Annotated in this window: 25 protein-coding genes; 4 read left to right on the top strand and 21 right to left on the bottom strand. The window is 72.5% G+C overall.

Annotation, left to right across the window (positions count from 1 at the left end; all coding sequences use genetic code 11):
* Positions 1-7: 7 nt before the first annotated feature.
* From ACE1OA_RS03290 to ACE1OA_RS03270, 5 genes are read right to left on the bottom strand one after another with little or no spacing between them, the layout of a single operon-like run.
* Positions 8-829 (bottom strand): ABC transporter ATP-binding protein, encoded by an 822-nt coding sequence (locus ACE1OA_RS03290; protein WP_432752226.1) that lies wholly within the window; start codon positions 827-829, stop codon positions 8-10.
* Positions 826-1,872 carry an ABC transporter ATP-binding protein gene (locus ACE1OA_RS03285; protein ID WP_432752225.1) on the bottom strand — a complete coding sequence of 349 codons (1,047 nt, stop codon included), beginning with the start codon at positions 1,870-1,872 and terminating at the stop codon, positions 826-828. The genes ACE1OA_RS03290 and ACE1OA_RS03285 overlap by 4 nt, the downstream gene beginning before the upstream one ends.
* Positions 1,873-1,877: 5 nt before the next feature.
* Positions 1,878-2,756, bottom strand: coding sequence for an ABC transporter permease (locus ACE1OA_RS03280; RefSeq protein ID WP_432752224.1), 879 nt, complete (start codon positions 2,754-2,756; stop codon positions 1,878-1,880).
* Entirely contained in the window at positions 2,753-3,706 is a 954-nt protein-coding gene (locus ACE1OA_RS03275) for an ABC transporter permease (RefSeq protein ID WP_432752223.1), read from the bottom strand. The genes ACE1OA_RS03280 and ACE1OA_RS03275 overlap by 4 nt, the downstream gene beginning before the upstream one ends.
* The gene (locus tag ACE1OA_RS03270; RefSeq protein WP_432752222.1) at positions 3,703-5,343 is read right to left on the bottom strand and encodes an ABC transporter substrate-binding protein; all 1,641 of its coding nucleotides are present in this window, start codon (positions 5,341-5,343) and stop codon (positions 3,703-3,705) included. The genes ACE1OA_RS03275 and ACE1OA_RS03270 overlap by 4 nt, the downstream gene beginning before the upstream one ends.
* 131 nt (positions 5,344-5,474) lie before the next feature.
* Here ACE1OA_RS03270 and ACE1OA_RS03265 point away from each other — a divergent pair, with 131 nt between their 5' ends.
* Positions 5,475-6,566, top strand: coding sequence for a LacI family DNA-binding transcriptional regulator (locus ACE1OA_RS03265; RefSeq protein WP_384868009.1), 1,092 nt, complete (start codon positions 5,475-5,477; stop codon positions 6,564-6,566).
* Here ACE1OA_RS03265 and ACE1OA_RS03260 read toward each other — a convergent pair.
* On the bottom strand, positions 6,533-8,167 hold the full coding sequence (locus tag ACE1OA_RS03260) for an amidohydrolase (protein WP_356602086.1): 1,635 nt from the start codon (positions 8,165-8,167) through the stop codon (positions 6,533-6,535). The genes ACE1OA_RS03265 and ACE1OA_RS03260 overlap by 34 nt on opposite strands.
* A 93-nt stretch (positions 8,168-8,260) precedes the next feature.
* On the opposite strand from ACE1OA_RS03260, the gene ACE1OA_RS03255 reads away from it, so the two are divergent.
* Entirely contained in the window at positions 8,261-8,971 is a 711-nt protein-coding gene (locus tag ACE1OA_RS03255; RefSeq protein ID WP_356602088.1) for a TetR/AcrR family transcriptional regulator, read from the top strand.
* A gap of 40 nt (positions 8,972-9,011) precedes the next feature.
* Here the strand turns inward: ACE1OA_RS03255 and ACE1OA_RS03250 are convergent, their stop codons facing one another.
* A complete protein-coding gene (locus ACE1OA_RS03250; RefSeq protein ID WP_432752221.1) occupies positions 9,012-9,644 on the bottom strand; it encodes a TetR/AcrR family transcriptional regulator in 633 nt (210 codons plus the stop codon).
* Between the two features lie 87 nt (positions 9,645-9,731).
* Between ACE1OA_RS03250 and ACE1OA_RS03245 the strand changes: the two genes are divergently transcribed.
* Entirely contained in the window at positions 9,732-10,142 is a 411-nt protein-coding gene (locus ACE1OA_RS03245; protein WP_356602092.1) for a DUF4345 domain-containing protein, read from the top strand.
* 28 nt (positions 10,143-10,170) lie between these two features.
* Here ACE1OA_RS03245 and ACE1OA_RS03240 read toward each other — a convergent pair whose 3' ends face one another.
* The 7 genes from ACE1OA_RS03240 to ACE1OA_RS03210 form a co-directional block, all read right to left on the bottom strand.
* Positions 10,171-11,145 carry a Gfo/Idh/MocA family oxidoreductase gene (locus tag ACE1OA_RS03240; protein WP_432752220.1) on the bottom strand — a complete coding sequence of 325 codons (975 nt, stop codon included), beginning with the start codon at positions 11,143-11,145 and terminating at the stop codon, positions 10,171-10,173.
* 1 nt (position 11,146) lies between these two features.
* Positions 11,147-12,457, bottom strand: coding sequence for a protocatechuate 4,5-dioxygenase subunit alpha (ligA, locus tag ACE1OA_RS03235; protein WP_356602096.1), 1,311 nt, complete (start codon positions 12,455-12,457; stop codon positions 11,147-11,149).
* A gap of 25 nt (positions 12,458-12,482) precedes the next feature.
* Positions 12,483-13,400 (bottom strand): amidohydrolase family protein, encoded by a 918-nt coding sequence (locus ACE1OA_RS03230; protein WP_432752219.1) that lies wholly within the window; start codon positions 13,398-13,400, stop codon positions 12,483-12,485.
* Positions 13,401-13,402: 2 nt separating this feature from the next.
* The gene (ligK, locus tag ACE1OA_RS03225) at positions 13,403-14,092 is read right to left on the bottom strand and encodes a 4-carboxy-4-hydroxy-2-oxoadipate aldolase/oxaloacetate decarboxylase (RefSeq protein WP_432752218.1); all 690 of its coding nucleotides are present in this window, start codon (positions 14,090-14,092) and stop codon (positions 13,403-13,405) included.
* Between the two features lie 16 nt (positions 14,093-14,108).
* On the bottom strand, positions 14,109-15,134 hold the full coding sequence (locus ACE1OA_RS03220; protein ID WP_432752217.1) for an amidohydrolase family protein: 1,026 nt from the start codon (positions 15,132-15,134) through the stop codon (positions 14,109-14,111).
* Positions 15,135-15,161: 27 nt separating this feature from the next.
* A complete protein-coding gene (locus ACE1OA_RS03215) occupies positions 15,162-16,373 on the bottom strand; it encodes a 4-hydroxybenzoate 3-monooxygenase (RefSeq protein WP_432752216.1) in 1,212 nt (403 codons plus the stop codon).
* Positions 16,374-16,477: 104 nt separating this feature from the next.
* Complete coding sequence (locus ACE1OA_RS03210; protein ID WP_384867990.1) at positions 16,478-17,245, bottom strand: IclR family transcriptional regulator; 768 nt, start codon at positions 17,243-17,245, stop codon at positions 16,478-16,480.
* 75 nt (positions 17,246-17,320) lie between these two features.
* Between ACE1OA_RS03210 and ACE1OA_RS03205 the strand changes: the two genes are divergently transcribed.
* Positions 17,321-18,190, top strand: coding sequence for a substrate-binding domain-containing protein (locus tag ACE1OA_RS03205; protein WP_432752215.1), 870 nt, complete (start codon positions 17,321-17,323; stop codon positions 18,188-18,190).
* A gap of 142 nt (positions 18,191-18,332) precedes the next feature.
* Here the strand turns inward: ACE1OA_RS03205 and ACE1OA_RS03200 are convergent, their stop codons facing one another.
* From ACE1OA_RS03200 to ACE1OA_RS03170, 7 genes are all read right to left on the bottom strand, one after another.
* Positions 18,333-19,241 carry a TauD/TfdA dioxygenase family protein gene (locus ACE1OA_RS03200; RefSeq protein ID WP_356605262.1) on the bottom strand — a complete coding sequence of 303 codons (909 nt, stop codon included), beginning with the start codon at positions 19,239-19,241 and terminating at the stop codon, positions 18,333-18,335.
* A gap of 26 nt (positions 19,242-19,267) precedes the next feature.
* Complete coding sequence (locus ACE1OA_RS03195) at positions 19,268-19,636, bottom strand: ferredoxin family protein (protein ID WP_356605260.1); 369 nt, start codon at positions 19,634-19,636, stop codon at positions 19,268-19,270.
* Entirely contained in the window at positions 19,633-21,237 is a 1,605-nt protein-coding gene (locus ACE1OA_RS03190) for an FAD-binding protein (protein WP_432752214.1), read from the bottom strand. Before ACE1OA_RS03190 ends, ACE1OA_RS03195 begins: the two co-directional genes overlap by 4 nt.
* On the bottom strand, positions 21,234-22,586 hold the full coding sequence (locus ACE1OA_RS03185; protein ID WP_356605256.1) for an LLM class flavin-dependent oxidoreductase: 1,353 nt from the start codon (positions 22,584-22,586) through the stop codon (positions 21,234-21,236). The genes ACE1OA_RS03190 and ACE1OA_RS03185 overlap by 4 nt, the downstream gene beginning before the upstream one ends.
* Before the next feature lie 61 nt (positions 22,587-22,647).
* On the bottom strand, positions 22,648-23,583 hold the full coding sequence (locus ACE1OA_RS03180; RefSeq protein WP_384875011.1) for an ABC transporter permease: 936 nt from the start codon (positions 23,581-23,583) through the stop codon (positions 22,648-22,650).
* Positions 23,580-24,428 (bottom strand): ABC transporter ATP-binding protein, encoded by an 849-nt coding sequence (locus ACE1OA_RS03175; RefSeq protein ID WP_356605252.1) that lies wholly within the window; start codon positions 24,426-24,428, stop codon positions 23,580-23,582. The genes ACE1OA_RS03180 and ACE1OA_RS03175 overlap by 4 nt, the downstream gene beginning before the upstream one ends.
* Positions 24,429-24,432: 4 nt before the next feature.
* The gene (locus ACE1OA_RS03170; protein ID WP_432752213.1) at positions 24,433-25,500 is read right to left on the bottom strand and encodes an ABC transporter substrate-binding protein; all 1,068 of its coding nucleotides are present in this window, start codon (positions 25,498-25,500) and stop codon (positions 24,433-24,435) included.
* Positions 25,501-25,993: the final 493 nt, after the last annotated feature.

The following is a 25,993-nucleotide window of genomic DNA, read 5'->3' as shown; positions in this document are numbered from 1 at the left end:
CCGCCCGTCACCCGCTCCCGGGGAACCGGCCGCGGCGGGGCACCGAGTCGAGCAGGAGGCGGGTGTACGGGTGTTCCGGGGAGCCCAGGACCCGGGAGACCGGGCCCGACTCCACGACGCGACCGGACCTGAGGACGAGGACCTCGTCGGCGATGTGCCGGACCACCGCCAGGTCGTGGGTGACGAAGAGGTAGCCGATTCCCGACTCGCGGCGGATCGTGCCGAGGAGTTCGAGTATCTGTGCCTGGATCGACACGTCGAGCGCGGCGACCGCCTCGTCGAGGACGAGGACCCGGGGCTCGACGGCGAGGGCGCGGGCGATCGCCACGCGCTGCCGCTGGCCGCCCGAGAGGGCGCGGGGGAGCGCGGCGGCCTCGCGGGCGCCGAGGCCGACCTGGTCCAGGAGCGCGGCGACCCGGGTGACGCGCCCCGGTGCGTCGAGGTCCGTGTGGAGCCGGAGCACCTCGTCCAGGCAGCCGGAGACGGTCACCCGGGGATCGAGCGAGAGGTACGGATCCTGGAAGACCATCTGGATCTCCCGGGCCCTGGCCAGCCGTTCCGCCCTGCCCCGCGGGCGGGTGGAGCGGTCCCGGCCGTCCAGGCGGACGGTCCCGCCGTCCGGGCGCTCCAGGCCGACGAGCATCCGCACCGTCGTGGTCTTGCCGCTGCCGGACTCCCCGACGATCGCGAGGGAGGCGCCGGGCGCCAGGGAGAAGGACACGTCGTCGACCGCCGCGTGGTCCCCGTACCGTTTCCGCAACCCCTCGACGGCCAGTCCTTCGATGACCGGCCCCTCGGCGAGCGGTGCTTCCTGCGCGGAGGCGGTCACAGCGTGATCCCTTCGTCGGCGCGGTGGCAGGCGGCGAGTCCGTCGCCGTGCCGGGCGAGTACGGGCTTCTCCTCGGAGCAGCGCGGCACCGCGTGGGCGCAGCGCGCGGCGAAGGCGCACCCCGGCGGCGCCTCGGCGAGGGAGACGGGACGCCCGGGGATGGGCCGGGGCGCGGGCGTGTCCGCCGCGATGCTCGGCGTGCAGGCGAGCAGCCCCGCGGTGTACGGGTGGCGCGGCCGGTCGAACAGCTCGTCGGTGCCCCGGGTCTCCACGATCCGGCCCGCGTACATCACGTACACCCGGTCGCAGACGGCGGCGGCCAGTTCGAGGTCGTGGGTGACGAAGAGCAGGCCCGCGCCGCGCTCGACCCGCAGCCGGTCGAGGAGGCCGACGATCTCCGCCTGGGTCGTGACGTCCAAGGCCGTGGTCGGCTCGTCGGCGACGATCAGCGCGGGCTCGGCGGCGAGCGCCGCGGCGATGACCACCCGCTGCAGCATGCCGCCGGAGAACTCGTGCGGCCGGCGTCGCAGGGCGCCGCGCGGGTCCCGGATCCCGACCGCGTCGAGGAGTTCCAGGGCCCGCGCGGTCGCCGCGGCGGCGGGGGTGCCGGCCGCACGCAGCCCTTCGGTGAGGAAGTCCCCGACGCGGCGCAGCGGGTTCACGGAGGAACGCGGGTCCTGGAAGACCATCGCGACCTGCCGGGCCCGCAGCGCGGCCAGCTCCGTACGGCTCATGGCGAGTACGTCCCGGCCGGCGACCCGGACCTCGCCGCTGGTGTGCGCGCCCGCGGGCAGCAGTCCGAGGACGCTGCGGCAGGCCACCGACTTCCCGGAGCCGGACTCGCCGACCAGACCGACGCTCTCCCCGGGCCGTACCCGCAGGCCGACCCCGTCCAGGATCGGCCGCGCGGCCCGGTCGCCGGGCAGCCGGACCCCGAGCCCGTCGATCTCCAGGAGCGGGCGCGTGTCCGGGCCGGGAGTCGTGTCCCCGGCAGGGACCGCGGTCGCGCGCGTCCGGTTCCGCGGGTCCCGCTGCTTCTTCATGCTGTTCACCGTTCCCGCCTCGCGATCCGGTCGGCGAGCCCCTCGCCGACGATGCCGAACGCCACCACGGCGAGCACGATGCACGCGGAGGGCGCGAGGGCGGGCAGCATCGCCCCCTGCTGGACGGCCGACTGGCCCTCGTTGATCATGGCGCCCCAGTCGGCGGTCGGCGGCTGCACGCCGAAGCCGAGGTAGGACAGGGCCGCCAGGTCCATCAGCGCGTAGCCGAAGTTCATCGCGGACTGGGCGAAGACGGTGGGGGCGATGTTCGGCAGCAGGTGGCGCAGGCAGACGGTCCAGCCGGACCAGCCCTGCACCCGGTAGGACTCGATGTACGGGCGGGCCTTCTCCTGGCGCGCGATGCCGCGCACCAGGCGGCCCACGTACGGGGTGTAGGCCACGGCCATCGCGATCACCGGCGCGGTCATCCCGGATCCGACGACCGAGACGAGCAGGATCGCGAACAGCAGTCCGGGGATCGCGAAGACCATGTCCATCGAGCGGGACAGGACCGAGTCCGCCCAGCCGCCGCGCCAGGCCGCCACCACGCCGAGCAGGGTGCCCAGCAGGGTGGAGACGCCGACGACGAGCAGCGGTCCGAGCAGCCCGGTGCGGGCTCCGTGCATCAGCCGCGACAGGATGTCCCGCCCGGACTGGTCGGTGCCGAGCAGGTGCTCGCCGGTGGTCCCGGCCAGGCTCGCCGCGAGGTCGAGGGCCTCGGGGTCGTACGGAGCGAGGACGGGGGCGAGCACGGCGATCAGGACGAGCGCGGCGAGCACCGCGACCGAGGCGGTGAACAACGGGCCCTGGCCGGCGAGGCGCAGGCGCCGCAGCCCGGGCCTGCGGTGCAGGACGGCGCGCTCCGAAGGCGCGGTGGTGGTCATGAGGAGCCTTCCCCGTGGAGGGACAGCCGGGGGTCGATGAGGGGGACGAGCAGGTCGACGGCGAGGTTGACGAGGACGAACGCGCCCACGCTGAGCAGGGTGATCGCCTGCACGACGGCGAAGTCCTTGGCGGTGACCGACTGCACCAGCAGGGAGCCGAGGCCGGGCACGTCGAAGGCCGTCTCGACGATCGAGGTGCTGATGAGGAGTCCGGCGAGCATCGTGCCGCCGACGGTGACGACCGGTCCGAGCGCGTTGCGCAGCACGTGCCGGCGGACCACGGTCCACCAGGGGACGCCGCGCGCGCGTGCCACCTCCACGTGTTCCCGGCCGAGTTCGTCGAGCATCGCCGAGCGGGTGACCCGGGCCAGGAGACCCGCGAAGGTCAGTGCCAGGGCGAAGGCCGGCAGGGTCAGGTGGTACAGCCGGTCGGAGAACCCGGCCGGTGTGCCGCCGGGCCCGGGGAACCAGCCCAGCCGGACCGAGAACAGCGACACGAGCGCGATCGCGGTCACGAACGACGGGGTGGCCGTGGCGACGCCGCTCCCGAGGAGCACCGCCCGGTCCAGGGGGCCGGGGCGCAGCGCGGCGAGGACTCCGGCCGCCACGCCGACGACGGCGACGAGCAGCGCCGCGTAAACGACGAGCAGGGCCGTGCCGGGCAGCCGGGACCCGATGAGCGCGGTGACGTCCTGGTGGTACTGGGCGGAGCTGCCGAAGTCGCCCTGGAGGACACCGCCGAGCCACTTCGCGTACTGCACGGCCAGCGGGTCGTCCAGGTGGTACTGGGAGCGCAGGGCCGCCACGGCCTCGGGGGTCGCGGGGCGGCCGTGGAGCAGGAACGACACCGGGTCGCCGGGTGCCAGGTGGACGCTGCCGAAGACCACGACGGAGGTCGCGAACAGCACCGCCACCAGGCCGAGGATCCGTCCGATGAGGTTGCAGGTCATCTGGCCGCGGCCCCGATCGTCGCGGCCCACGGGTAGTACAGCTGGGCGATCCCGGTCGGGGCGCCGGTCACGCGCTTGCCGAGGAAGACCATGTAGGGCGCCTCGTAGAGCGGGATGACGGGCAGTTCGCGCATCGCGATCCCCTGGAGTACGGCCGTCCGCTCGGCGCGGACCGCCGGGTCGGGTTCGGCGTTGGCCCGGTCGAAGGCGATGTCGAACTCGGAGTCCGACCAGTTGCCGTAGTTCCCGAAGTCGCCCGTGCGCAGGTACTGGTAGAACTCCAGCGGGTCGGGCGTGTTGTCGTAGCCGTTGGTGATGACCAGGTCGAGGTCGGCGCGCGCCTCCGGGTCGACGAAGATGCTGCTGTACGCCTCGGGGGGAACGGACTTCAGCTCGACGTCCAGGCCGATCTCCCGCCCGGCGGCCTGCACGGCGTTGGCGACGACGCTGATCTCGGGCGCGAGGGTGCTGGTGGCCAGGGTGATCCTGCGGCCGTTGGCACCGGACTCCTGGACGAGCTTCTTCGCGGCCGCGACGTCGTGGACGGGCTCGGGCAGGGTGTCGTAGAGCGCGGCGGTCTTCTCCGGCGCGAGCGCCCACGCGCCGCGCGCGGCGGGGGCCTTGGCGGGGACGCCGATGCCGCCGGCCGCGGCCTTGATGATGTTCTTCCGGTCGAGGGCCAGGGAGAGGGCCTTGCGGACCTTCAGGTTGCCGAGGGGGCCGCGGAAGTCGAGCACGGCGAGATTCGACGCGGCGGTGTTGGGGCCGAAGAGGACGGTGCCCTTGCCGCCGGAGCGGAGCTGCCCGATCGAGGCGGGGGCCACCATGTAACCGCCGTCGGCGGTGCCGGAGAGGAAGGCGTTGGTGCGTGCGGCCGGGTCCTCGATGAAGGTGAACCTCACGGTGTCCGTCTTGGGGGCGAGCTTCGGGTCCCAGTAGGCGCCGTGCTTCTTCAGGGTGATCTCGGCACCCTGGGTCCAGGTGTCGAGGGCGTACGGACCGGTGCAGTTGACCTTGCCCTTGGGGGTGCCGTAGTCCTTGCCGGCCGCGGCGAGGGTGGCGGCGCTCTCGATGGTGCCGGGGGAGGCGGCCATCAGCTCGTTGAGCAGGACGTCGGGCTTGCTCAGCCGGAGCGTCACCTCCAGCGGGCCGGTCTTCTCGACGGCGTCGACGTACTTGAACGCCGAGCCCCAGGGGGAACCGGTCTTCGGGTCCATCTGGCGTGCGAGGGAGGCGACCACGTCGTCGGCGGTCATGGTCGTGCCGTCGTGGAACTTCACTCCGGGGCGCAGGGTGTAGACGAGCGTGCGCGGGTCGGGCCGGTCGTACTTCACCGCGAGGCCCGGCTCGATCCGCATGTCGGGCGTGACCCGCAGGAGCTGCTCGCAGACGTTGGCGAGCACCGTGTTCGGCGGGTAGTCGTACGCGAGGGCGTAGTCGAGCGTGTAGGGCTCGGCGTACAGGGACCAGGTGAAGGACTTCAGCGGGCCCTGGGCGGGCGGTGAGAGCGGAGTGACCTTGAAGTCCGCGCCGCCGCCGGCGGCGTGCCGAGGCGTCGTCGCGCCGGAACAGGCGCCGGTGGTGGCCGCGAGGGCGGCGGTACAGACGAGAAGCGCGATGGTTCTGGACATGCGCATGCAGACCCACCCCTTTACGGGTGTAGTGACGGGCGCTGGGGGATGGAGCGAGTATTGATGCGGGAACGTTCCCGCACAAGGCTCTGCGGGAACGGTTTTGCAAAGGTCGCGAGGGTGGCAGCATCAGTCACATGACCGACGCCTCACCGCACGGCGGGCAGCCCTCGCCGCCCCTCCCACGCGTCCGCCTCGTCGACGTGGCCCGCGAGGCGGGCCTCTCCAAGACGACCGTCTCGGCGGCACTGAACGGCACCGGAAGGCTCTCCCCCGAAGTACGGGAGAAGGCCCGCGAGACCGCGCGCAGAATGGGCTACCGGCCCAACGCCACCGCGCGCCGGCTGCGCGCGGGACGTGCCCGGTTGATCGGATACGTGGTCGGGGAGTTCGCCGACGCCCCCTGGGCCTTCCTGGAGTCGCCGTACTTCGCCCGGCTGACCGCCGCCACCGCGGCCACGTCGTTGCGACGCGGCTACGCTATGGTGCTGCTGCCCGCCGGCTCCCTGCAGAGCGAGTGGGCCGACCTGGCGCTGGACGCGGTGATCGTCGCCGACCCGGTGGCCGACGACCGGATCGTCGACGACCTCCTCGCCGCCCGGATCCCCGTGTTCAGCGACCGCTCCGTCGAGGGGCGGCCCGGGGCGTACTGGGTGGACGTGGACGCCGGCGGCGCCGTGCGCGAGGCCCTCGACCACGTCCGCGAGCAGGGCGCCCGGCGACCCGTCCTCGTGGTGCCGGACAGCACCACCCGCTTCCACACCGAGGTGTTCGCGGCGCACCGCGCGTGGTGCGCGGATCACGGCGTGCCGGAACGGGTCGTCCGCGTCGGGGCACCGGGCAACCCGGCCGTCGTCCGCGCCGTCGAGACCGCCCTCGCGGGCGACCCTGCGGCCGACGGGGCACGGCCCGACGCCCTCCTCGTCGTGGCCGAGGCGAGTCCGCCCCTCGTCCTCGACGCGGTGCGCCGCCTCGGCCTCGACGTCCCCGGCGACCTGCTCCTCGTCTGTGTGAGCGAGGACGTCACCGCCGAGCACACCGAGCCGCCGGTGACCACCCTGAGCCTGCGGCCCGAGGCGATCGCGGAGGCGGGCGTCGCACGCCTGGTGGCGGTCCTGGAGCACGGTGCCCAGGAGCTGCCGGGGGTGCTCGTCCCGACCCGCCTCGACGTACGGGCGTCATCGGTCCGGTCCCCTCAGCCCGCGTGCACGAGCCGGCCGGCGACATAGGTCCGCTCCACCCGGGCCTCCGCGATCTCCTCCGCGGGCGCCGTCAGGATGTCGCGGTCCAGCACGACCAGGTCGGCGAGGTTGCCGACGCGCAGGCTGCCCGCGTCGTCGTGACCGTTCACATGGGCGGCGCCGGCCGTGTACGCGGCGAGCGCCGTCGGGAGGTCGAGCCGCTGCTCGGGGTAGAAGACCCGGTCGTGGTCGGCTTCGGGATCCCGGCGGTTCACGGCCACGTGGATGCCGGCGATCGGATCGGGGCTGCTCACCGGCCAGTCGCTGCCGGCGACGAGGGTCGCGCCGGCGCGCACCAGGTCGCCGAACGGGTACTGCCAGGCGGCGCGCTCCGGCCCCAGGAACGGGATGGTCAGCTCGTCCATCTGGGGCTCGTGGGCCGCCCACAGGGGCTGGATGTTGGCCAGGGCGCCGAGCGCGGCGAAGCGGGTGAGGTCGTCCGGGTGGACGACCTGGAGATGGGCGAGGTGGTGGCGGTTGCCGCGGTGCCCGTTGGCCGCCACCGCCGCCTCGATCGCGTCCAGGGCCTCGCGCACGGCCCGGTCGCCCAGGGCGTGGAAGTGCACCTGGAAGCCGAGGGCGTCGAGCTCCGTCACGTATCCGCGCAGCGCCCCGGGGTCGACGAAACTCAGACCGCTGTTGGCCGTGGCGCAGCCGCAGCCGTCCAGATAGGGGGAGGTCATGGCGGCGGTGAAGTTCTCCGCGACACCGTCCTGCATGATCTTCACCGAGCCCGCGCGGAACCGTCCGGTTCCCAGCTTCTCGCGTCGCGCCACCAGTTCGGGGATCTGCTCGGCCCCCCGCGCCCGGTCCCACCAGAGCGCCCCGGTCACCCGGGCGGTGAGCGAGCCGTCCCCCGCCGCGGTCACGTACGCGTCCGAGGGGTCGGGCCGGCCGTGGAGCTCACCGAGCATCGCGTCCTGCCAGCCGGTGATGCCGAGGGAGTGCAGCAGCTTCTGGGCCCGCAGCAGCCCGGCGAGGAGTTCCGCGGGAGTGCAGGTCGGCAGCAGCCGGCCGACCAGCGCGGTGGCGCCCTCCTGGAGCATGCCGCTGGGCGTGCCGTCCGGCTCGCGCTCGATCCGGCCGTCGGCGGGGTCGGGGGTGGCGGCGGTGACCCCGGCCAGTTCGAGCGCCCGCGTGTTGGCCCAGGCGCCGTGGTGGTCCCGGTTGGACAGCAGGACCGGCCGGTCCGGGACGACGGAGTCGAGCAGCTGCCGGGTCGGCAGCCCGCCCTCGAAGCTCTCCATCGACCAGCCGCCCCCGGTGATCCACTCGCGGTCGGGGTGCGCGTCGGCGTACGCGCGGATCAGGGCCAGGTAGTCGTCGACGCCGACCGTCTCGGTCAGGTCGCACTCGGCCAGCTCCACGCCGGCGAAGACCGGGTGCATGTGGGCGTCCTGGAAGCCGGGGATCAGCAGCTTCCCCGTCAGGTCGACCACCTCGGTGCCGGGCCCCACGAGATCCCGTACCTCGTCGTGGCCCACGGCGGCGATCCTGTCGCCGACGACGGCGAGCGAGGTCGCCCGGGTGCGGGCCGGGTCCACCGTGAAGACGGGGCCACGGGTGAAGACCAGATCGGCCTTGGCCATTCGAAACTCCAAGAGCGTGAGACGACGGGCGGTGGCGCCATGGAAGCGGCAAGGCCGTTTACACGTCAATGGTGTTGACGTAAGGTCCCGGCCATGTCCGAACGTGTCGTTCCCGAAGCCAGGCGGCAGCGCCGGAGGCCCACGAAGCAGGGCGCCGTCCTCTCGGAGCAGCTCATCGTCGAGACGGCGCTCCGGCTGGTCGCCCAGCACGGTGCCGAAGCGCTCTCCGTACGGAGGCTGGGCGCCGCGCTCGGCGCCGACCCGAGCGCGCTCTACCGCTACTTCCACAACACCGACGCCCTCCTCCTCGCCCTCGCGGACGAGATGATCGGCAGGGCGCAGGAGGGCTGGCGGGCGACCGGGGACTGGCGGGAGGACCTGCGCTCGATGGGGCTGCGGATCCACGCCTGCTATCTCACCCACCCGCAGGCGGCCGTCCTCGGCGCGTACCGCACCACGGGACGCCCCCACGAGACCCGGGCCGTCGAGCGGATCCTCGGCATCCTGCGCTCGGCGGGCTTCCCCGATGCCCTCGCCGTCCGCGCCTACCACGCCTTCGTCGACCAGGCCCTGGCCTTCGCCGCCCAGGACGCGGCCGCGCTGGCACTGCCGAAGGCCGCCCGGGAGGCCGACGAGGCGGTCTGGCACGAGGTCTACGGCAGGCTGCCGGCCGACACCCACCCGCATGTCGCCGCGACCTTCCCGCTGCTCGCCGCCGACATGCGCGACAGCGGCTACCCCTTCGCCCTGGAACTGACCCTCGGCGCGCTGGCGGCGCTCCGCCCGGCGGCGGACGAGGACTGAGCGGGGCCCCGCCCGACGACCGCGCGGCGGGCCGGGTCCGTCACCCGCGGGGCGTGCCGGGTCCCGGGGCCGGCCAGTCGGGGGCCGGGTCCTCGGCGAGCAGCGGTCGCAGGGCGCCGAGGACCGCCCCGATGCAGACGTCACGCAAGCGGGTGCGGGTGCAGGTCTCGTGGGTGAGCCAGTCGACGGTCAGGACCTGAACGAAGACCAGCCAGCCCTTGAGGACACCCGACACGGCCTCCCGGGTCCCCTCGTCCGCGAGGGGCAGGACGGCCAGCAGCCGCGCGCGCAGGGCGTCCAGCTCGTTCGTCATGATCGTCTGGATCACGGGATCGCCCGCGAGGACCCGGTTGGCGGCGAGGACGGCGTGGCGGTTGGCCACGAAGTAGTCCAGGTGGACGTCCATGCCCTGGGTGAGCTGGTCCACCAGGGAATCGGCCGGGTCGAGCCGCGTCTCGGCGAGCAGCCGGTCCGCCGCCTGCTGGTAGACGGCCGCGAAGAGGGCCTGCTTGCTGGGGAAGTGACGGTACAGCAGGGCCCTGGAGACGCCCGCCTGTTCGGCGACGTCCTCCATCAGTACCTCGGCGTAGGGACGCGAGGCGAAGAACCGCGCGCCGACGGCGAGGAGTTGGGCGCGGCGGTCGGCGGGGGCGAGGCGCTTGCGGGGAGGCACGAACACATCTTAGTTGACATGCGTCTACTGGAGCGCCACCTTAGTAGACACATGTCAACCAGACGTGTCCGACTGCTGGGAGGGAACATGGCCAGGGCCTTACGCGCACTCGCGCAGGTGATGGGCTGGAGCTGCGTGGCGATCGGCCTGCTCCACGTGGTGCTCGGCAACGCGGCGATCCCCGGAGCCGGTTCCGCCGGCGCGACGGTCGACAGCTGGGGCCGGTTCATGGGGGCCGCCTTCGCCGGCTACGGCCTCGCGTGGCTGTGGGCCGCGCGACAGCGTCCGATCCCGGCCCGGGCGGTGCGATGGCTGGCCGGTGTGCTCCTGCTGGGCGGCGTGGGCCGGCTCCTCTCGCTCGCCGTGCACGGCCTGCCGCACGGGTTCCAGATCGCGCTGACCGTGCTGGAGCTCGGTCTGCCGCCGGTCTTCTTCCTGCTGGCCGACGCGGACGAACGGATCCCGCGCGGCGGGCAGGGTGTACCGGCCGGGCGCTGAGAGCGCCCGGCCGGACGTCGGCGCCGTGCTACGCAACCGGGACGGCGGTCAGCTGCTCCTCCAGGGCCGCCAGCGTCCGGTAGCAGGACATGACCTGGGCGATGGAGGAGTTCGGCTCGCGGCCCTCGCGGATGGCGGCGACGAACTCACGGTCCTGCAGCTCGATACCGTCCATCGAGACGTCGACCCCGCTCACGTCGATCTTCTCGTCCCTGCCGGTGACCAGGTCGTCGTAGCGGGCGAGGTACGTGCCGTTGTCCCCGATGTAGCGGAAGAACGTGCCGAGCGGCCCGTCGTTGTTGAACGACAGCGACAGCGTGCAGAGGGCGCCGTTCTCCGCGCGCAGCTGGACCGACATGTCCATCGCGATGCCCAGCTCGGGGTGGATCGGCCCCTGGACGGCGTTGGCCTGCACGATCGGCGAGCCGGTCTGGTACGCGAACAGGTCCACGGTGTGCGCCGCGTGGTGCCACAGGAGGTGGTCGGTCCACGAGCGCGGCTGCCCCAGCGCGTTGAGGTTCGAACGGCGGAAGAAGTACGTCTGCACGTCCATCTGCTGGATGGTGTACTCGCCGGCCCGGATCTGCCGCCGCACCCACTGGTGACTCGGGTTGAAGCGCCGCGTGTGGCCCACCATGGCCACCAGCCCGGTGCGCCGCTGCGCCGCCAGGCACGCCTCCGCGTCGCCGAGGGAGGCGGCGAGGGGGATCTCCACCTGGACGTGCTTGCCGGCGGCCAGACACGCCAGCGTCTGCTCGGCGTGCAGCGGGGTGGGGGTGGCCAGGACGACGGCGTCGATGTCGTCCATCGCCAGCACCTCGTCCAGGGAGGCCACGGCGCGCCCGACGCCCTGCTCCGCGGCGAACGTCCGGGCGCTCTCGAGGCTGCCGCTCACGACGGCGGCCACCTCGACGCCCTCGATCCGCCGGAGCGCGGCCGCGTGCTTGGCGCCGAAGGCGCCGCCGCCGGCCAGGGCCACCCGGAGGGTTCGGTCGTCGGTCATGTCAGTTCGCTCCTTCGGCGGGCTCCTGGGCCCGCGGGTGGTTTTCGAGGATCAGGTGGCCGACGGCGGTGTTGGACGCCGGCACATGGTAGAAGCGGTGCTTGACCTCGACGTGTCCGGACCCGTCGACGTCGCTCATCGCCCCGCGGGCGATCAGCCACATGACCAGCTCGATGCCTTCCGAGCCGGCCTCCTCGACGTACTCCAGGTGCGGGACCCGCGACAGGCCGACGGGGTCGTCGACCAGCCGGTCGAGGAAGGCCCCGTCCCACTCCCGGTTGATCAGACCGGCGCGCGGACCCTGCAGCTGGTGACTCATCCCACCGGTGCCCCACACCTGGACCTTCAGCGGCCGGTCGTAGGACTCGATCGCCCTGCGCAGCGCCTGACCGAGCCGGAAGCACCGGGCGCCCGAGGGCACGGGGTACTGCACCACGTTGACGTGGAACGGGATCACCCTGCACGGCCACGTCTCGACGTCGCCGAACAGCAGCGACAGCGGGACGGTCAGACCGTGGTCGACGGTCATCTCGTTGGCGAGCGTGAGGTCGAAGTCGTCCCTGATGAGCGAGTGCGCGATGTGCGCGGCCAGCTCGGGGTCGCCCTCGATGCCGGGGACGGGACGGGGCCCGTACCCCTCGTCGGCGGTGGCGTACGCCGCGCCGGTGCCGAGCACGAACGTCGGGATCAGCGACAGGTCGAACGCGGACGCGTGGTCGTTGTAGACCAGGAGGATCACGTCGGGGAGGTTCTCCTGCTCCCACTGCCTGGAGAACGCGTACCCCTCGAATATCGGCCTCCAGTACGGCTCCTCGGTCTTGCCGTGGTCCATCGCCGCGCCGATCGCCGGCACGTGCGAGGTGAAGACCGCGCCGGTGATCGTGGCGTGCTCGGCCGGCGGCGCGGGGTCGGCGTACGCCGCCTCCAGGACGGCGTGGTCGATGCGGTTCCCCTCGACGGAGCGGCCGCCGCCGACCATCATCGCGCGGTACTCCTCCTCGGTCATCCCGGTCATCGAACCCGCCATCCGCTGGAACGAGAACCCCAGCGTCGCGCCCCACTTGGCGAGGAAGTAGATGTTGCCGCCCTCGCGCACGGCGGCGTTGAGGTCACGGTCGAGCAGCGCCCGCTTCTGCTCCTCCCGCAGCGGCCACGCGTCCAGGTAGGCGCGTTCGTCGGCGAGATAGGCCTCGCGGTTCTCCGCCGTCATCAGCGACATGCAGAACTGGTTGAGGTGGTAGCCCCTGGCGGACTGCTCGGCGTCGAAGACGGTCGTCCCCGGCACCAGTTTGTAGGTCTTGTCGAGCGACATGGTCGGGCTCCGATCGTGGGGCGGGTCAGCCTGCGTCCGGCCAGTACAGGCGCATCGGGTTGTCGACGAGGAGCCTGCGCCGCAGCTCCGGCGTCGTCGCGATGTGCGGGAGGAAGTCGACGAGCAGCCCGTCGTCGGGCATGTGGGACACCAGGTTCGGGTGCGGCCAGTCCGTGCCCCACAGCACCCGGTCGGGGAACTCCTCGACGACGCGGCGGGCGAACGGGACGACGTCGCGGTACGCGTGCCGCTCCCCGTCGAGGGCGGGCGGGCCGCTCACGGTGAGCCGCTCGGGGCAGGTCACCTTGCACCAGATGTCCGGCCGCGCCCGCAGGAAGTCCAGGAACGCCCCGAACTCCGGTCCGTCCGGGTCCTCGGTGACATCGGGCCGGCCCATGTGGTCGACGACCAGCGGGACGGGTGTCGACAGGAGGAAGTCGCGCAGGCGGGCGAGGTCGGCGGCCTCGAAGTAGACGACGACGTGCCACCCGTAGGGGGCGATCCGCTCGACGACGTCCCGCAGTTCGCGCTCCGGCGCGGCGTCGACGAGCCGCTTGACGAAGTTGAACCGCACGCCGCGCACCCCGGCCTCGTGCAGCTCCGCGAGCTCGGCGTCCGAGACCCCGGGCCGCACCGTCGCCACGCCCCGGGCCAGGCCCCCCGAGGCCCGCAGGGCATCGACCATGGCGCTGTTGTCGGCGCCGTGGCAGGTCGCCTGGACCACCACGTTACGGGCGAAGCCCAGGTGGTCGCGCAGCTCGAAGAGCCGGTCCTTGGACGCGTCGCACGGGGTGTACTTCCGTTCCGGCGCGAACGGGAACGCGGCTCCCGGGCCGAACACGTGGCAGTGCGCGTCGACGGCCCCCGCGGGCACCCGGAACCGCGGCCGGCTCGGATCGGCGTACCAGTCCAGCCAGCCGGGGGTCTTCTCGAAACTCGTCATCGTCAGTCCTCGTAGCGCAGGCCGAGCTCGGCCAGCGGGCCGCGCATGCCGTACATGTCCAGGCCGAGTTCGCCGGCGCGGAACCGGGCCCGCTTGCTCTCCTCGCCCGCCTCGCGCCGGGCCGCCGCCCCGGCGACCTCGGCGGCCCGCTCCCGCGGCACCACCACCACACCGTCGCGGTCCGCCACGACGACATCGCCGGGCCTGACCAGCGCGTTGGCGCAGACCACCGGAACGTTGACCGAACCGAGAGTGGCCTTGACCGTGCCCCTGGCGTTGACCGCCCGGGAGAAGACCGGGAAGTCCATCTCCTCCAGTTCGGCCACGTCCCGCACGCCTCCGTCGATGACCAGGCCCCGACCGCCTCGGGCGCGGAACGAGGTGGCGAGCAGCTCGCCGAAGAACCCGTCCTCGCTCTCCGTCGTGCAGGCCGCCACCACCACGTCGCCCTCCCGGATCTGCTCGGCGGCGACGTGGAGCATCCAGTTGTCGCCCGGCTGCAGCAGCACGGTCACCGCCGGACCGCACAGCCGGGCCCCGGAGTACACCGGGCGCAGGTACGGCCGCATCAGGCCCACCCGGCCCATGGCCTCGTGCACGGTGGCGACGCCGAACGCCGACAGCGCGGCGACGTCCGCGGGCTCGGCGCGGCTGATCGAGGTGCGGACGACACCGATCCGGGCGTGTTCCATGGGGCGTTCTCCTGGGTCAGCGGCCGGCCGCGGAGAGCCGGGCGGCGAGTCGGGGGTAGACGCGCAGGGCGTTGCCGGAGTGGACGGCGGCACGTTCCTCGTCGGTGAGGTTCGGGGTGGCGTCGACGTACCGCCTCGTGTCGTCGAAGTGGTGGCCGGTGCGCGGGTCGACGTCGCGGACGGCGCCGATCATCTCGCTGGCGAACAGGACGGACCGGCTGGGCACGACCTGCGTGAGCAGGTCGACGCCGGGCTGGTGGTACACGCACGTGTCGAAGAAGACGTTGTCCAGCAGCGTCTCGGGGTCGGGACGGCCCAGCGCCATCGCCAGGCCGCGGAACCTGCCCCAGTGGTAGGGCACCGCCCCGCCGCCGTGCGGGATCACGAACCGCAGCGACGGGAAGTCGGCGAACAGGTCGCCCTGGACCAGTTGCATGAACGCCGTGGTGTCCGCGTTCAGGTAGTGGGCCCCCGTGGTGTGGAAGGCCGGGTTGCACGACGTGCTGACGTGGATCATCGCGGGGACGTCGTACGCGACCAGCGCCTCGTAGACCGGGTACCAGCTGCGGTCCGTCAGCGGCGGCGCGGTCCACCGGCCGCCCGACGGATCGGGATTGAGGTTGACCGCCACCGCGCCGAGCTCCTCGACCGCGCGGCGCAGCTCGGGCAGGCAGGTGGCCGGGTCGGCGGCCGGCGACTGCGGCAGCATCGCGCCCGTCGCGAAGCGGCCGGGGTAGAGCGTGCCGACACGGTGGACGAGGTCGTTGCAGATCCGCGCCCACGTCGAGGAGACCCCGAAGTCGCCGATGTGGTGGGCCATGAAGCTGGCCCGCGGGGAGAAGACCGTGAGATCGATGCCCCGCTCGTCCATGAGGCGCAGCTGGTTGCCCTCGATCGCCTCGCGGAGGTCGTCGTCGGTGATGACGAGGTCGTCGGGATCGGGCGCGTCCGCGGGGGAGCCGACCGCCGCCACCTGCCGGTCACGCCACCGCGCCAGCTGCGGCGGCGCCGTGGTGAAGTGACCGTGACAGTCGATGATCATGGGGTTTCTCCTGGGGGTCGTCGGGGATCAGCCCTGGGAGCGGACGGGCCAGCCGGTGTACTGCTCGGCGAGATAGGTGCGGCCGGCGCGCGTGCCCACCACGTTGTCGAGTTCGCCGAGTTGGCGCCGCAGGTCGAACGGCGAGCCGCCGGGCGCCGTGTGCAGCAGCTGGGTCATCCAGTGGGAGAAGTTCTGCGCCCGCCAGACCCGCTGCAGCGCCCGCGGCTGGTACTCGTCCAGCGCTGCGTCGCCCGCGGTGCCGAGCGCCCGCAGCAGGACGTCGGCCAGGACCTTCACGTCGTGCAGCGCGAGGTTGAGTCCGCGGGCGCCGGTCGGCGGCACGGTGTGCGCGGCGTCTCCGGCGAGCGCCAGCGAGCCCCAGCGCATCGGCTCCTGCACGAACGAGCGGAACCGCAGCACGCTCTTCTCGAGGATCGGGCCCTCCTTGAGGCGGAAGCCGTCCTCACCGGCCACCCGGGCCTGGAGCGTCTCCCATATCCGGTCGTCCGGCCAGGCGTCGACGGACTCGTCGGGGGAGCACTGGAAGTACATCCGCTGGACGGTCTCGGTCCGGCGGCTGATCAGCGCGAAGCCGTGTTCGGAGTGGGCGTAGACCAGCTCGGGTGCGCTCGCCGGTGCCTCGGCCATGATGCCGAACCAGGCGAACGGGTACTCCTTGCCGTACCGCGCCCGCCGGTCCTCGGGGACCAGGTTGCGGCACATGCTGCGCGACCCGTCCGCCCCGACCACGTACCGGGCGCGGATCTCGTGCCGGGAACCGTCGGCCGCGGTGTACCGGACCCGGGGGGCACCGCCGGTGATGTCGAGGACCTCGGTGTCCTGCACGCCGAAGTGGACCCTGCCGCCGTCGCGGTCCCGCGCGTCGGCCAGGTCGACGAACACGTCGGTCTGCGGGTAGAGCCACACCGACTCGCCCACCAGCTCCTTGAAGTGGATCCGGTGGGGCCGGCCGCCGAACCGGAACTCGGTGCCCTCGTGTTCGTGGCCCTCGCGCAGGATCCGGTCGGAGACGCCCGTCTCGACCAGGTCCCGGGCCGCGTCGGCCTCCAGAATGCCCGCCCGCTGCGTCGTCTCGATCTCGTGCCGGGTGCGGGTGTCGACCACGATCGTCTCGACCCCGGCGCGCCCCAGCAGGTGAGCCAGCATCAGACCGGCCGGGCCTGCGCCGACGACGGCGACGGGGACCGAGGCAACGGTGTCGACGACGGCGTCGGCCATGGCATCTCCTGATCAACGGTGAACGTTCCCGAACACGTCGAACGGTGACACCCGGGGCCGCGGCCGGTCTCCGGCGTTTCCGTCAGGCGGAAGCCGCTCGGATCTCAGTCGGCCGGGTGGGTACGCCGGCCGAGCTCGTCGGAGATCCCGTACGCGGCCCGCAGCAGCGGTTCACGCAGCCCGCGCGCCCGGTTCGCGCTCCGTGCCGTGATCACGATCCCCAACGAGGCGCTGACAGGACCGTTCCGGCCGATCCGCACGGGCGCGGCCACCGCGACCGTGCTCTCCGAGAGCTGCCGGTCGCTGACGAAGACGTGTTCGCGGCGGATCCGGTCCAGCTCCGCGCGCAGGGTCTTGGGGTCGGTGACGGTGTGCGGGGTCCAGGCCCGCAGCGGCGAGGCGAGGACCGCCTCCTGGATGTCCGGCGGAGCGTGGGCCAGCAGCACCCGCCCCATCCCGGTGGAGCCGATCGGGAATCGGGACCCGACCTCCGTCACCAGCTCCACCGACCGGTGCCCGGCGATCCGCTCGACGAACACGAGCTCCGCGCCCTCGCGCACCGCGAGCTGGACGTTCTCGTGGGTCGCCTCGTAGAGGTCCTGCATGAAGGGCAGCGCCACGTCACGCAGGATCTGCGTGCGCGGGCATCCCGAGGCGATCTCCCAGAGCCTCAGCCCGACATGCCACGAGCCGTCCTCCCCGCGCTCCAGCGCACCCCATCCCGCCAGCTCGGCGACCACCCGGTGCGTCGTGCTCAGGGCCAGACCGGTGCGCTGGGCGATCTCCGACAGTGTCTGCGACGGGTGTTCGCGGTCGAAGGCCGCGAGGACCTCCAGGACCTTTCCAGCCGCCGTGCTCCGGGGTGCGCTCACGCGGTCAGTCTCGCAGACCGGCGTTGAGCCGCCCGGCCGAGCGCCGTACTCTCTGCCGGACACCAAGGAGGCGACGTGGACCACGCGGACCGAGTGATCTCCGGCCTGTCCTCGATGGCGACACGGCCGGTACTGGCCGAGCTGTCCGCACACATCCGGCTCGCGCACGGGCTGCCCGTGCGGTTCGAGGCCGCCGGCGGGGTCGAGATCGCCCGGCGGGTGCGCGAGGGCGCCGAGGCCGACCTGCTCGTGCTCGCCGAGGGAGCGCTGACCGCACTGGAGAAGGAGGGCCACCTCCTGGCGGGCACGGCGCGACCACTGTGGATCTCCCAGGTCGTCGCCGCCGTGCCGGCGGGATCTCCGGTTCCCGCGCTCGAGACGGAAGCCGACCTGCGCACCGTCCTGGAGTCCGCGAGGACGATCGCGTACTCCACCGGTCCCAGCGGGACCGCCCTGGTCGCCCTGATCGGCCGCCTGGGCCTCGCCGACGCGCTCGCCGGCCGGCTCGTCCAGGCACCGCCGGGGGTGCCGGCCGGCAGCCTGCTGTCCGACGGCCGGGCCGACCTGGCGTTCCAGCAGCACAGCGAGCTGATGGACCTGCCGGGCGTCGTCGTCGCCGGCCCGCTGCCGGGCGACACCGCCATCAGCTCGACGTTCGGCGGAGGCGTCCTCGCCTCAGCGTCCCAGCCGCGCCGCGCCCTCGAGGTCCTCGGCCTCCTCGGCTCGGACGAGAGCGCGGTGACCGCGCGGGCCAGGGGCATGCGGGCCTTAGGTCCTGTCCGGGCGATCTTCGAGGATCGGCCCGCGGCGTCGGATGTGGTGTATCGCAAGGCGGAGGATCGCCCTCGTACTGGGCGTACTCGGGCGGCTCCGACAACGCCGCGAGACGCCGCAGCCGTCGTCGCGCGCCCGAGAGGATCGCCCGGACAGGACCTAGGCGCGTAGCGCCCGTGCACGGACACGACGGCGACCGGAGCGCCCTGCCGGACGCGCGGCCTGCCGCGGGCCCGGCGGCCCGGGGAGTGTCCCGCCGGTCTCGCCGGGTTCCGGGCTCCGGCCCCCGACCGGCGGGACACTCCCCGGGGACTCAGGCTGCCGCCGGGGTGTAGTGGGCGGCGTCGTCGCCCTCGATGATGTGGCTGAGCGTGCCGTCCACGCCGGCCGGGACGTCGCCCGCGACGGTCACCCGGTGCAGCAGCCGGGGCAGGTCGCCGTAGTCGTCCGGGGCGTAGTGCTGGGTGATGCGGTTGTCGAACAGGACGAGGTCGCCGGGCTGCCACACCACACGCAGGATGTTCTCGGGACGGGTCACGTACGACTGGAAGATGCGCAGCAGGTCGCGGGATTCCGAGGAGCCGAGGCCGATGATGCTCTGCGCGAAGCCCCCGATGAACAGTCCGCGCTCCCCGGTCTCGGGGTGCACCCGGACGACCGGATGGGCTGTGCGGTACTTCCGGGAGACGAACTGCTTGCGGTGCTCGGCCGCCTTCTCGCTCGCCGGGGCGGCGGGGGCGGCGTAGTCGTAGGCGTTCGTGTGCACCGCCCACAGCCTGTCGGCCAGCTCGCGCAGCGGCTCGGGCAGATCCCGGTAGGCGGCGCCCGAGTTGGCGATGAGGGTGTTGCCGCCGTAGGGCGGGACCACGATGCTGCGCAGCGTGGACGCCTTCGGCGGTGTGCGGACGAAGGTGACGTCCGTGTGCCAGGTGTTGGCGCGGATGCCCTCGTCGCCGTCCACGGGCAGGATCTGGGGCCGGCCGTCGACCGACGGCACGGTCGGGTGCGCCGTGGTGAGCTCGCCGAAGAGGGACGCGAAGCGGAGCTGACCCGCCTCGTCGAGCTGCTGGTCCCGGAAGACGAGGGCCTTGTGTTCCAGGAGCGCCGAGTTGATCTCCGAGACGACGGCGGGGTCGAGGTCGGCGCGGAGGTCCACACCGTGGATCTCCGCGCCGATACGGCCTCCGGTCCTGCGGACGTCGAAGCCGGTGCTGGTGGTCATGTGCGTTTCCTTCCAGGGGTGTTCGGTCAGGATGTGAGGGGCAGTGAGGGGCGGTCGGCCCCCGGTGGGCCGAGGGGAGGGCCGACGGCCCGCAGTGCGCCGGGTGTGCGGCCGTGTCCCCAGCCGATGTGCCGGCGATAGCTGCCGAGCAGTCCGGTACGGGCCAGGTGCTCCTCGTCGCGGACGCCGGGGTCGTCGGGCAGCGGGCGGGTCTGCGGCGCGACGTACAGGGCGTCGACCGGGCAGTTCGCCTCGCACTGGAAGCAGGTCTGGCAGTCGTCGCGGCGGGCGAGCACCGGGACCCCGTCCTCACCCCGGTCGAAGACGTCGGTGGGGCAGACCTTGATGCACTTGTCGCAGGTGATGCAGCGTTCCGCCGAGACCAGTTCGATCACGAAGCCACCTCCAGTGGTCTGTCCGCCAGGGGGGTCAGGGGCTCGGGCCGGGTCCACACCCGGTCGAGGCCGCCGGTGACGATGCGGTGGTGCTGCCGCGGGTCCTGCGCCGGGAAGTCGAGTCGCCTGGCCATGCCGCGGCTCTCGGTGCGGGCGAGCGCCGCGGTGTACATCCAGCGGGCGTGGGCCGCCATCGCCGACGCCTGCCGGGCCCGCACGACGTCCCCGCCTTCCGCGTGCGGGCCGCCGCGCAGTTCCTGCCAGACGCCGTCGAGCACCCGCAGGGACGCGGTGAGCCGCTCGCCGTGGCGCAGGTAGTTCTTCTCGTAGGGCAGCACCTCGGCCTGGACCGCGGCGACGACGTCACGGAAGCCGGCGGCCGTACCCGGCCTGCCCGTGGGCCGGATCCCGGCCCCGCCCAGGGGGACCGTCCGGCGCTCCGGGAAGCGGCTCCCCAGGGAGAAGGCGTGGCGGGCAGCACCCTCACCCGCCCACGAGCCCGAGGAGATGGCCCACGCGGCGTTGTGACTGCCGCCGCCGGTGAAGCCGCCGCAGATCGCCTCACGGGAGGCCGCGTCCCCGGCCGCGTACAGCCCCGGAACGGTGGTGGAGCAGTCGTCGCCGGCGACGCGGATGCCGCCGGTGCCGCGCACGGTGCCCTCGGCCAGCAGCGTGACGGCGAACCGCTGGGTGAAGGGGTCGATGCCGAGCCGGTCGAAGGTGAGGAAGAAGTTCGGCTGGGCCAGCCGCATCGACTGCCGGGCAGCCGGGTCCGCCCGGTCCAGGCGGCAGTACACCTTCTCGCTGAGCAGCGTTCTCGCGATCACGGACCTGCCGCCCTGGCTGGCCGCACCTTCCAGGACCGAGCCGTCCTCGCGGTAGAACGTCGCGAAGGAGTAGAACGCGGTCTTGGTGACGGAGGTGCCCTCGGGTGCGATGCCGTACGCGTTGGAGAACTCCATGCCGGACAGCTCCGCGCCCGCCTCCGCGGCGAACAGCGCACCGTCGCCGGTGTTGACGTTGCAGCCCAGGGCGCCGCTGAGGAACGCGCAGCCCCCGGTGGCCAGGACGACCGCTCCGGCGCGCACCCGGTACGGCTCCCCGGCCTGGCGCCGGTGCCCCCTGGCCCCGGCCACCGCCCCGGACGGGTCCGTGAGCAGCTCGGTCACCGGACTGTGGTCGAGGACGCGCGCACCGGCCCGCTGGACGCGGATCCGCATCCGGCGCATGTACTCCGGCCCCTGCAGGCCGTTCCTGAGCTGCTTTCCGTCCGGCCCGGTCGGGAAGGGATAGCGGCCGGCCACCGCCAGTTCGTTCATGCCCGCGTACGTCCGGTCCAGCACCCGCGCCATCCAGCGCCGGTCGGCCAGGAACCCGCCCAGCGCCTCCCGGCTCGCCATGGCCGCCTCGCGCGCGGCGGGTTCCGGCGGGACGTACCAGACTCCGGTGCCGCTCGATGCCGTGGCGCCGCTCGTGCCGCAGTAGCCCTTGTCGGCGAGGACCACGTCCGCCCCGGCCTGCGCCGCCTTGAGCGCCGCCCACGTCGCCGCCGGGCCACCGCCGACGACCAGGACGTCCGCGGTGAGATCGAGCCCGGTCACCGGGTGCCTCCTTCCGCCGCTGCCGCCGCCAGCCGGTTGGCGGGGCGGGCCAGCCCGTAGTGCTCGCGCAGGGTGCGGCCGGTGTACTCCGTACGGAACAGGCCGCGGCGCTGCAGGATCGGCACGACGTGGTCGACGAAGTCCTCCAGCCCTCCCGGCAGATGAGGCGGCATGATGTTGAAGCCGTCGGCGGCGCCCTGGGTGAACCACTCCTCGAGCTCGTCGGCTATCTGCTCCGGTGTGCCGGCGAAGACGCGGTGGCCACGTCCGCCGCCGAGGCGCGCGATGAGCTCGCGTACCGTCAGGCCGTCGCGGCGGGCGAGTTCGGCGACGAGCGTGAAGCGGCTCTTGTTGCCGTTGATGTCCCGCTCCTCGGGCAGCTCGGGCAGGGGCCCGTCCAAGGGCAGTCCCGTCAGGTCCGTCCCGAGCATTCCGGACAGCTGGGCGAGCCCGTACTCGGGGATCTGCAGCTCCGTGAGCTCCTGCTCCAGCGCGCGCGCCTCGGCCTCGGTCGACCCGATGACGGGGGCGATGCCCGGGAGCACCAGCAGCTGGTCCTCGCCGCGGCCGTGGCCGGCGAGCCGGGACTTGAGGTTCTTGTAGAAGTCCTGGCCGTCGGCGAGCGTCTGCTGGGCGGTGAAGACGGCCTCGGCGTACCGGGCGGCGAACTCCTTGCCGTCCTCCGACGAACCGGCCTGCACCAGGAGCGGGTGGCCCTGCGGACTGCGCGGGACGTTCAGCGGACCCCGCACCCCGAAGTGCTCCCCGCGGTGGTTGATCTCCCGCACCCGGTCGGTGTCCGCGTAGATGCCGCGCTCCCGGTCGAGCAGGATCGCGTCGTCCTCCCAGCTGTCCCACAGCTTGGTGGTGACCTCGACGAACTCCCGGGCCCGCTCGTAGCGGAGCCGGTGTTCCAGGTGCTCGTCCTGACCGAAGTTGCGGGCCTCGTTCACGGTGCCGGAGGTGACGATGTTCCAGCCGGCCCGGCCGCCGCTGATGTGGTCCAGGGAGGCGAACCAGCGGGCGGTGTGGAAGGGCTCGTTGAAGGTGGTGGAGACGGTGGCGATCAGTCCGACGCGCTCGGTGACCGCCGCCAGCGCGGACAGCAGCGTGAGCGGTTCGAAGCCGCCCAGCGCGTTGTACCGGGCGTTCCCCCACAGGGCGAGACCGTCGGCGAGGAAGACCGAGTCGAGCAGCCCGCGCTCGGCGGTCCTGGCGAGCTGTTGGAAGTAGGCCAGTTCGGTGACCCGTTCGGGCTGGGTACGCGGGTGGCGCCAGGCGGCGTCGTGGTGGCCGGCGTTCATCAGGAAGGCGTTGAGATGCAGCCGGCGGGGGCGGGTCGCGGTCATGGGGTTCCTCGGATCGGGGCGGTGGGACGATCGGGGACTGCGCGGCGGGAGGGCGGCCGGATCAGTCGCCGGCGGATACACGCCAGGAGCTGAGCCGGCGCTCCAGGGCCACCAGGAGCTGGTTGACGGTCACGCCGATGGCGGAGATCGTGATGATGCCCGCGTACATCTGCGGGATCGCGAAGTTGTACTGCGAGGCGTTGATCAGATAGCCGAGGCCCGCCTTCGCGCCGATCATCTCGGCGGCGACCAGCACCAGGATCGACACCGCTCCGGCCAGCCGGATGCCGGTGAAGATCATCGGTACGGCGGACGGCAGGATGACCTTCTGGAAGAGGCGGGGCGCGGACAGGTCCATCGACCTGGCGAGTTTCAGCAGGGTGGGGTCGACATGGCGTACGGCGCTGATCGTGTTGAGCAGGATCGGCCAGGCGCAGGCGTACACCACGATGGAGATCTTCGAGGTCTCGCCGATGCCCAGCAGCAGGACGAAGACCGGCAGCAGGGCCAGCGCGGCGGTGTTGCGGAACACCTCCAGCAGCGGATTGAGCAGATCGGCCACGGGCCGGTACCAGCCGATCAGCAGACCGAGGGGTACGGCCACGGCCAGGGCCAGACCGAATCCGCTGAACGAGCGCACCAGGCTGGCGTAGGTGTTGTCGGCGAGCTGACCGTCGGCCGCCAGCGCCCACCAGGCGACGGCGACCTCGCTGAACGGGGGCAGGAAGGTCCGGTCGACCAGTCCGAGCCGTGGCGCGGCCTCCCACAGCAGCAGCAGGGCCGCGATCGCCGCGGACTTGGTGGCGCCGGTCACCAGGAGGGACACCGGCCGCCGGGCCGCCTCGCGGAGACGGACCGTCCGGGAGGGGGTCCGGCGCGCCGGCGGTGCCGCGGACGCGACGGGCGCGGCGACGGGGGCGTGGACGCCTTCGGCGGGTTCCGCCGGGGCCGCCGGGGGAGTCCCCTCGGCGGTGGTGGTGCGGGTCGTGAGGCTCATGCGGAGGCCTCCTGCTTCTCCAACTGCTGGGCCAGGGCCACCTCGTCGTGCAGCAGCGACCAGATCTCGTGCCGGTGGCGTGCGAACTCGGGACTGGAACGTATGTCGTCGGTGGTGGTGCGGGAGTCGAGGGAGACCGGCACGACCTGCTTGATGCGGCCCGGCCTGGACGTCATGACGGCGACGCGCTGCCCGAGGTAGACGGCTTCGTCGATGCCGTGCGTGATGAAGACGACGGTCTTCCCGGTGCGCTGCCAGATGCGGAGCAGTTCGTCCTGCAACGACTCGCGGGTCTGGGCGTCCAGGGCGGCGAACGGCTCGTCCATGAGCAGCACGTCCGGGTCGTACGCGAGACTGCGGGCGATCGCCACCCGCTGCCGCATCCCGCCCGACAGCTCATGCGGATGCCGGTCCTCGAACCCGGTCAGGCCGACCAGGTCGAGGAACTCCCGTGCGCGTGCCGCCCGTGCGCGGCGCGGAACACCGGTGGCCTCCAGGCCGAACTCCACGTTGCCCTGCGCGGTGCGCCAGGGCAGCAGCGCGTACTGCTGGAAGACGATGCCGCGGTTGAGGCCGGGACCGGTCACGGGCTCGCCGTCGAGCAGGATCCGTCCGCCGGTGGGCCGGGCGAGGCCGGCGAGCAGATCCAGCAGGGTCGACTTGCCGCAGCCGCTGGGGCCGACCAGGACGACGAACTCACCGGCGGCGACCTCCAGGTCGATGCCGTCGACAGCCGTGAACTCCCTCGACTTCCGCGCCCCCGAACCCCCCTTCACCGGCGAGTCCTTGACGGTGAAGACCTTCCGCACGTCCTCGAACACGATCTTGGGTGTGGTGACAGGCATGGGATCAGCTCCCGCTCGTCGAGGCGGAGGGGGCCGGCGAGGAGGGCGTCGCGCCGCCCCGACCCGCCGCGTTGAACTCGTTGGTGTAGAGGTCGCCCGACGTGACCTGGCCCTTCCGGATGTCGCCGCGCTCGGCGAGCCAGTCGATCCAGAGCTGGAGTTCCTTGCCGGTGATCCGGCCCGACGTCTCGGCGACGCCGTAGGACCGCCAGAACTTCAGGGGCGCGGGGTCCTCGTTGCGTCCGCGCCTCTTCACGATCTCCGTCATCCGGGCGATGACCTCGGCGCGCGGAGTGGTGCGCGACCACTCGATGGCCCGTCCCACCGCGGTGACGAAGGTGCGGGCCGTGTCGGGGTTCTGCTTCAGGAAGCGCTCCGTCATCACGTAGGACCCGGCACTGAAGGCGCCGAGCAGTTCGAAGTCCGTGAACAGCGGACGAATTCCCCCGGACGCGAGTGCCTTGTCGCGCAGAATTCCGCCGAGCACGGCCACCTCGATCTGTCTCGCCCGCAGGGACTGCTCGGTGTTCACCGGCGGCACGACCAGCGGCTCGACCTTTTCGATCTCCGCCCGGGACAGACCGCCGCGCTGGAGATAGATGTCGAGCATGGCTTCCGCGTGCGCCCCCAGGGTGTTCATTCCGACCTTTTTGCCGGTCAGATCGCGGGCGGATCGGATCGGGCTGTCATTGAGGACGTAGTAGCCGTTGTAGGCGTACTTGTCGGAGCCGTAATAGCTGATGACGGCCTTGATGGGGGTGTTGTTCGCGGCCAGTTTGACGACCGCGCCGTTGAATGCGCCGCCGAAGTCCGTCTGCCCGGTGGCAGCGGACTGGATGTCCTGAGGGCCGCTGATCGTGTTGCCGACCCACTCCAGCTTCACGTCTTCCAGGTAGCCGAGGTCCGCTGCCAGTTCCGGCAGAGTCACCTGTCCTGCCCACCCCTGGTACCGCAGCGTCCGGGTCTGCCCCTTGCCGGAGGCTCCGGTGGCGGCCGTGCCGCAGCTCACCGCCACCGCCGAGAGCCCGAGCAGGGTGAGGAACTGTCGTCGGTTCGACGCCGTCGTGGTCATGGGGATTCCTGTTCACGTTCGATGGAATGGCTGCCGGAAACGGCGTGCCGGGATTCTGGGAAAGGACGTGGAAGGCGCCGAACGGCGGTGAAGGGGCCGGGTCCGAAGACGCCGGCGAAAAGCCCGGTGAGCCATCGCGGTGACGCGGCACGGCACGTCCACGGCGGGCAGAAGAGCAGGAGAAGGATGCCGGCCGGCGGATTTATCGGCCGGCGGCACAGATGGCGCTGGCTTGACGTCGGAGATCGACGTGCAGCCGCGCGGCGAGGTTCTCGGGCGTGCTCACGACCAAGAGACTCGCAGCGAAAACCGGACCCGTCAATGTCATGTCCGACTGCGTCTCGCATAGTGAATCAGGCGACATACGCGTGTCGTACGGCGTTCACAACCGGCCCGAAACACCGTGCCGGGAAAGGGTTTTCTCCCGGCTCGGCGTTCGCCCGCCGAATGCGTTCACCGGGATATCGGACCGGCGCGTCCGCATATCGGGCCC

The sequence above is a fragment of the Streptomyces sp. JL2001 genome (assembly GCF_050917515.1).
Lineage (GTDB): Bacteria > Actinomycetota > Actinomycetes > Streptomycetales > Streptomycetaceae > Streptomyces.
Note: the sequence above shows the minus strand (reverse complement) of the source record. Positions and strands in the feature narration are given on the sequence as shown.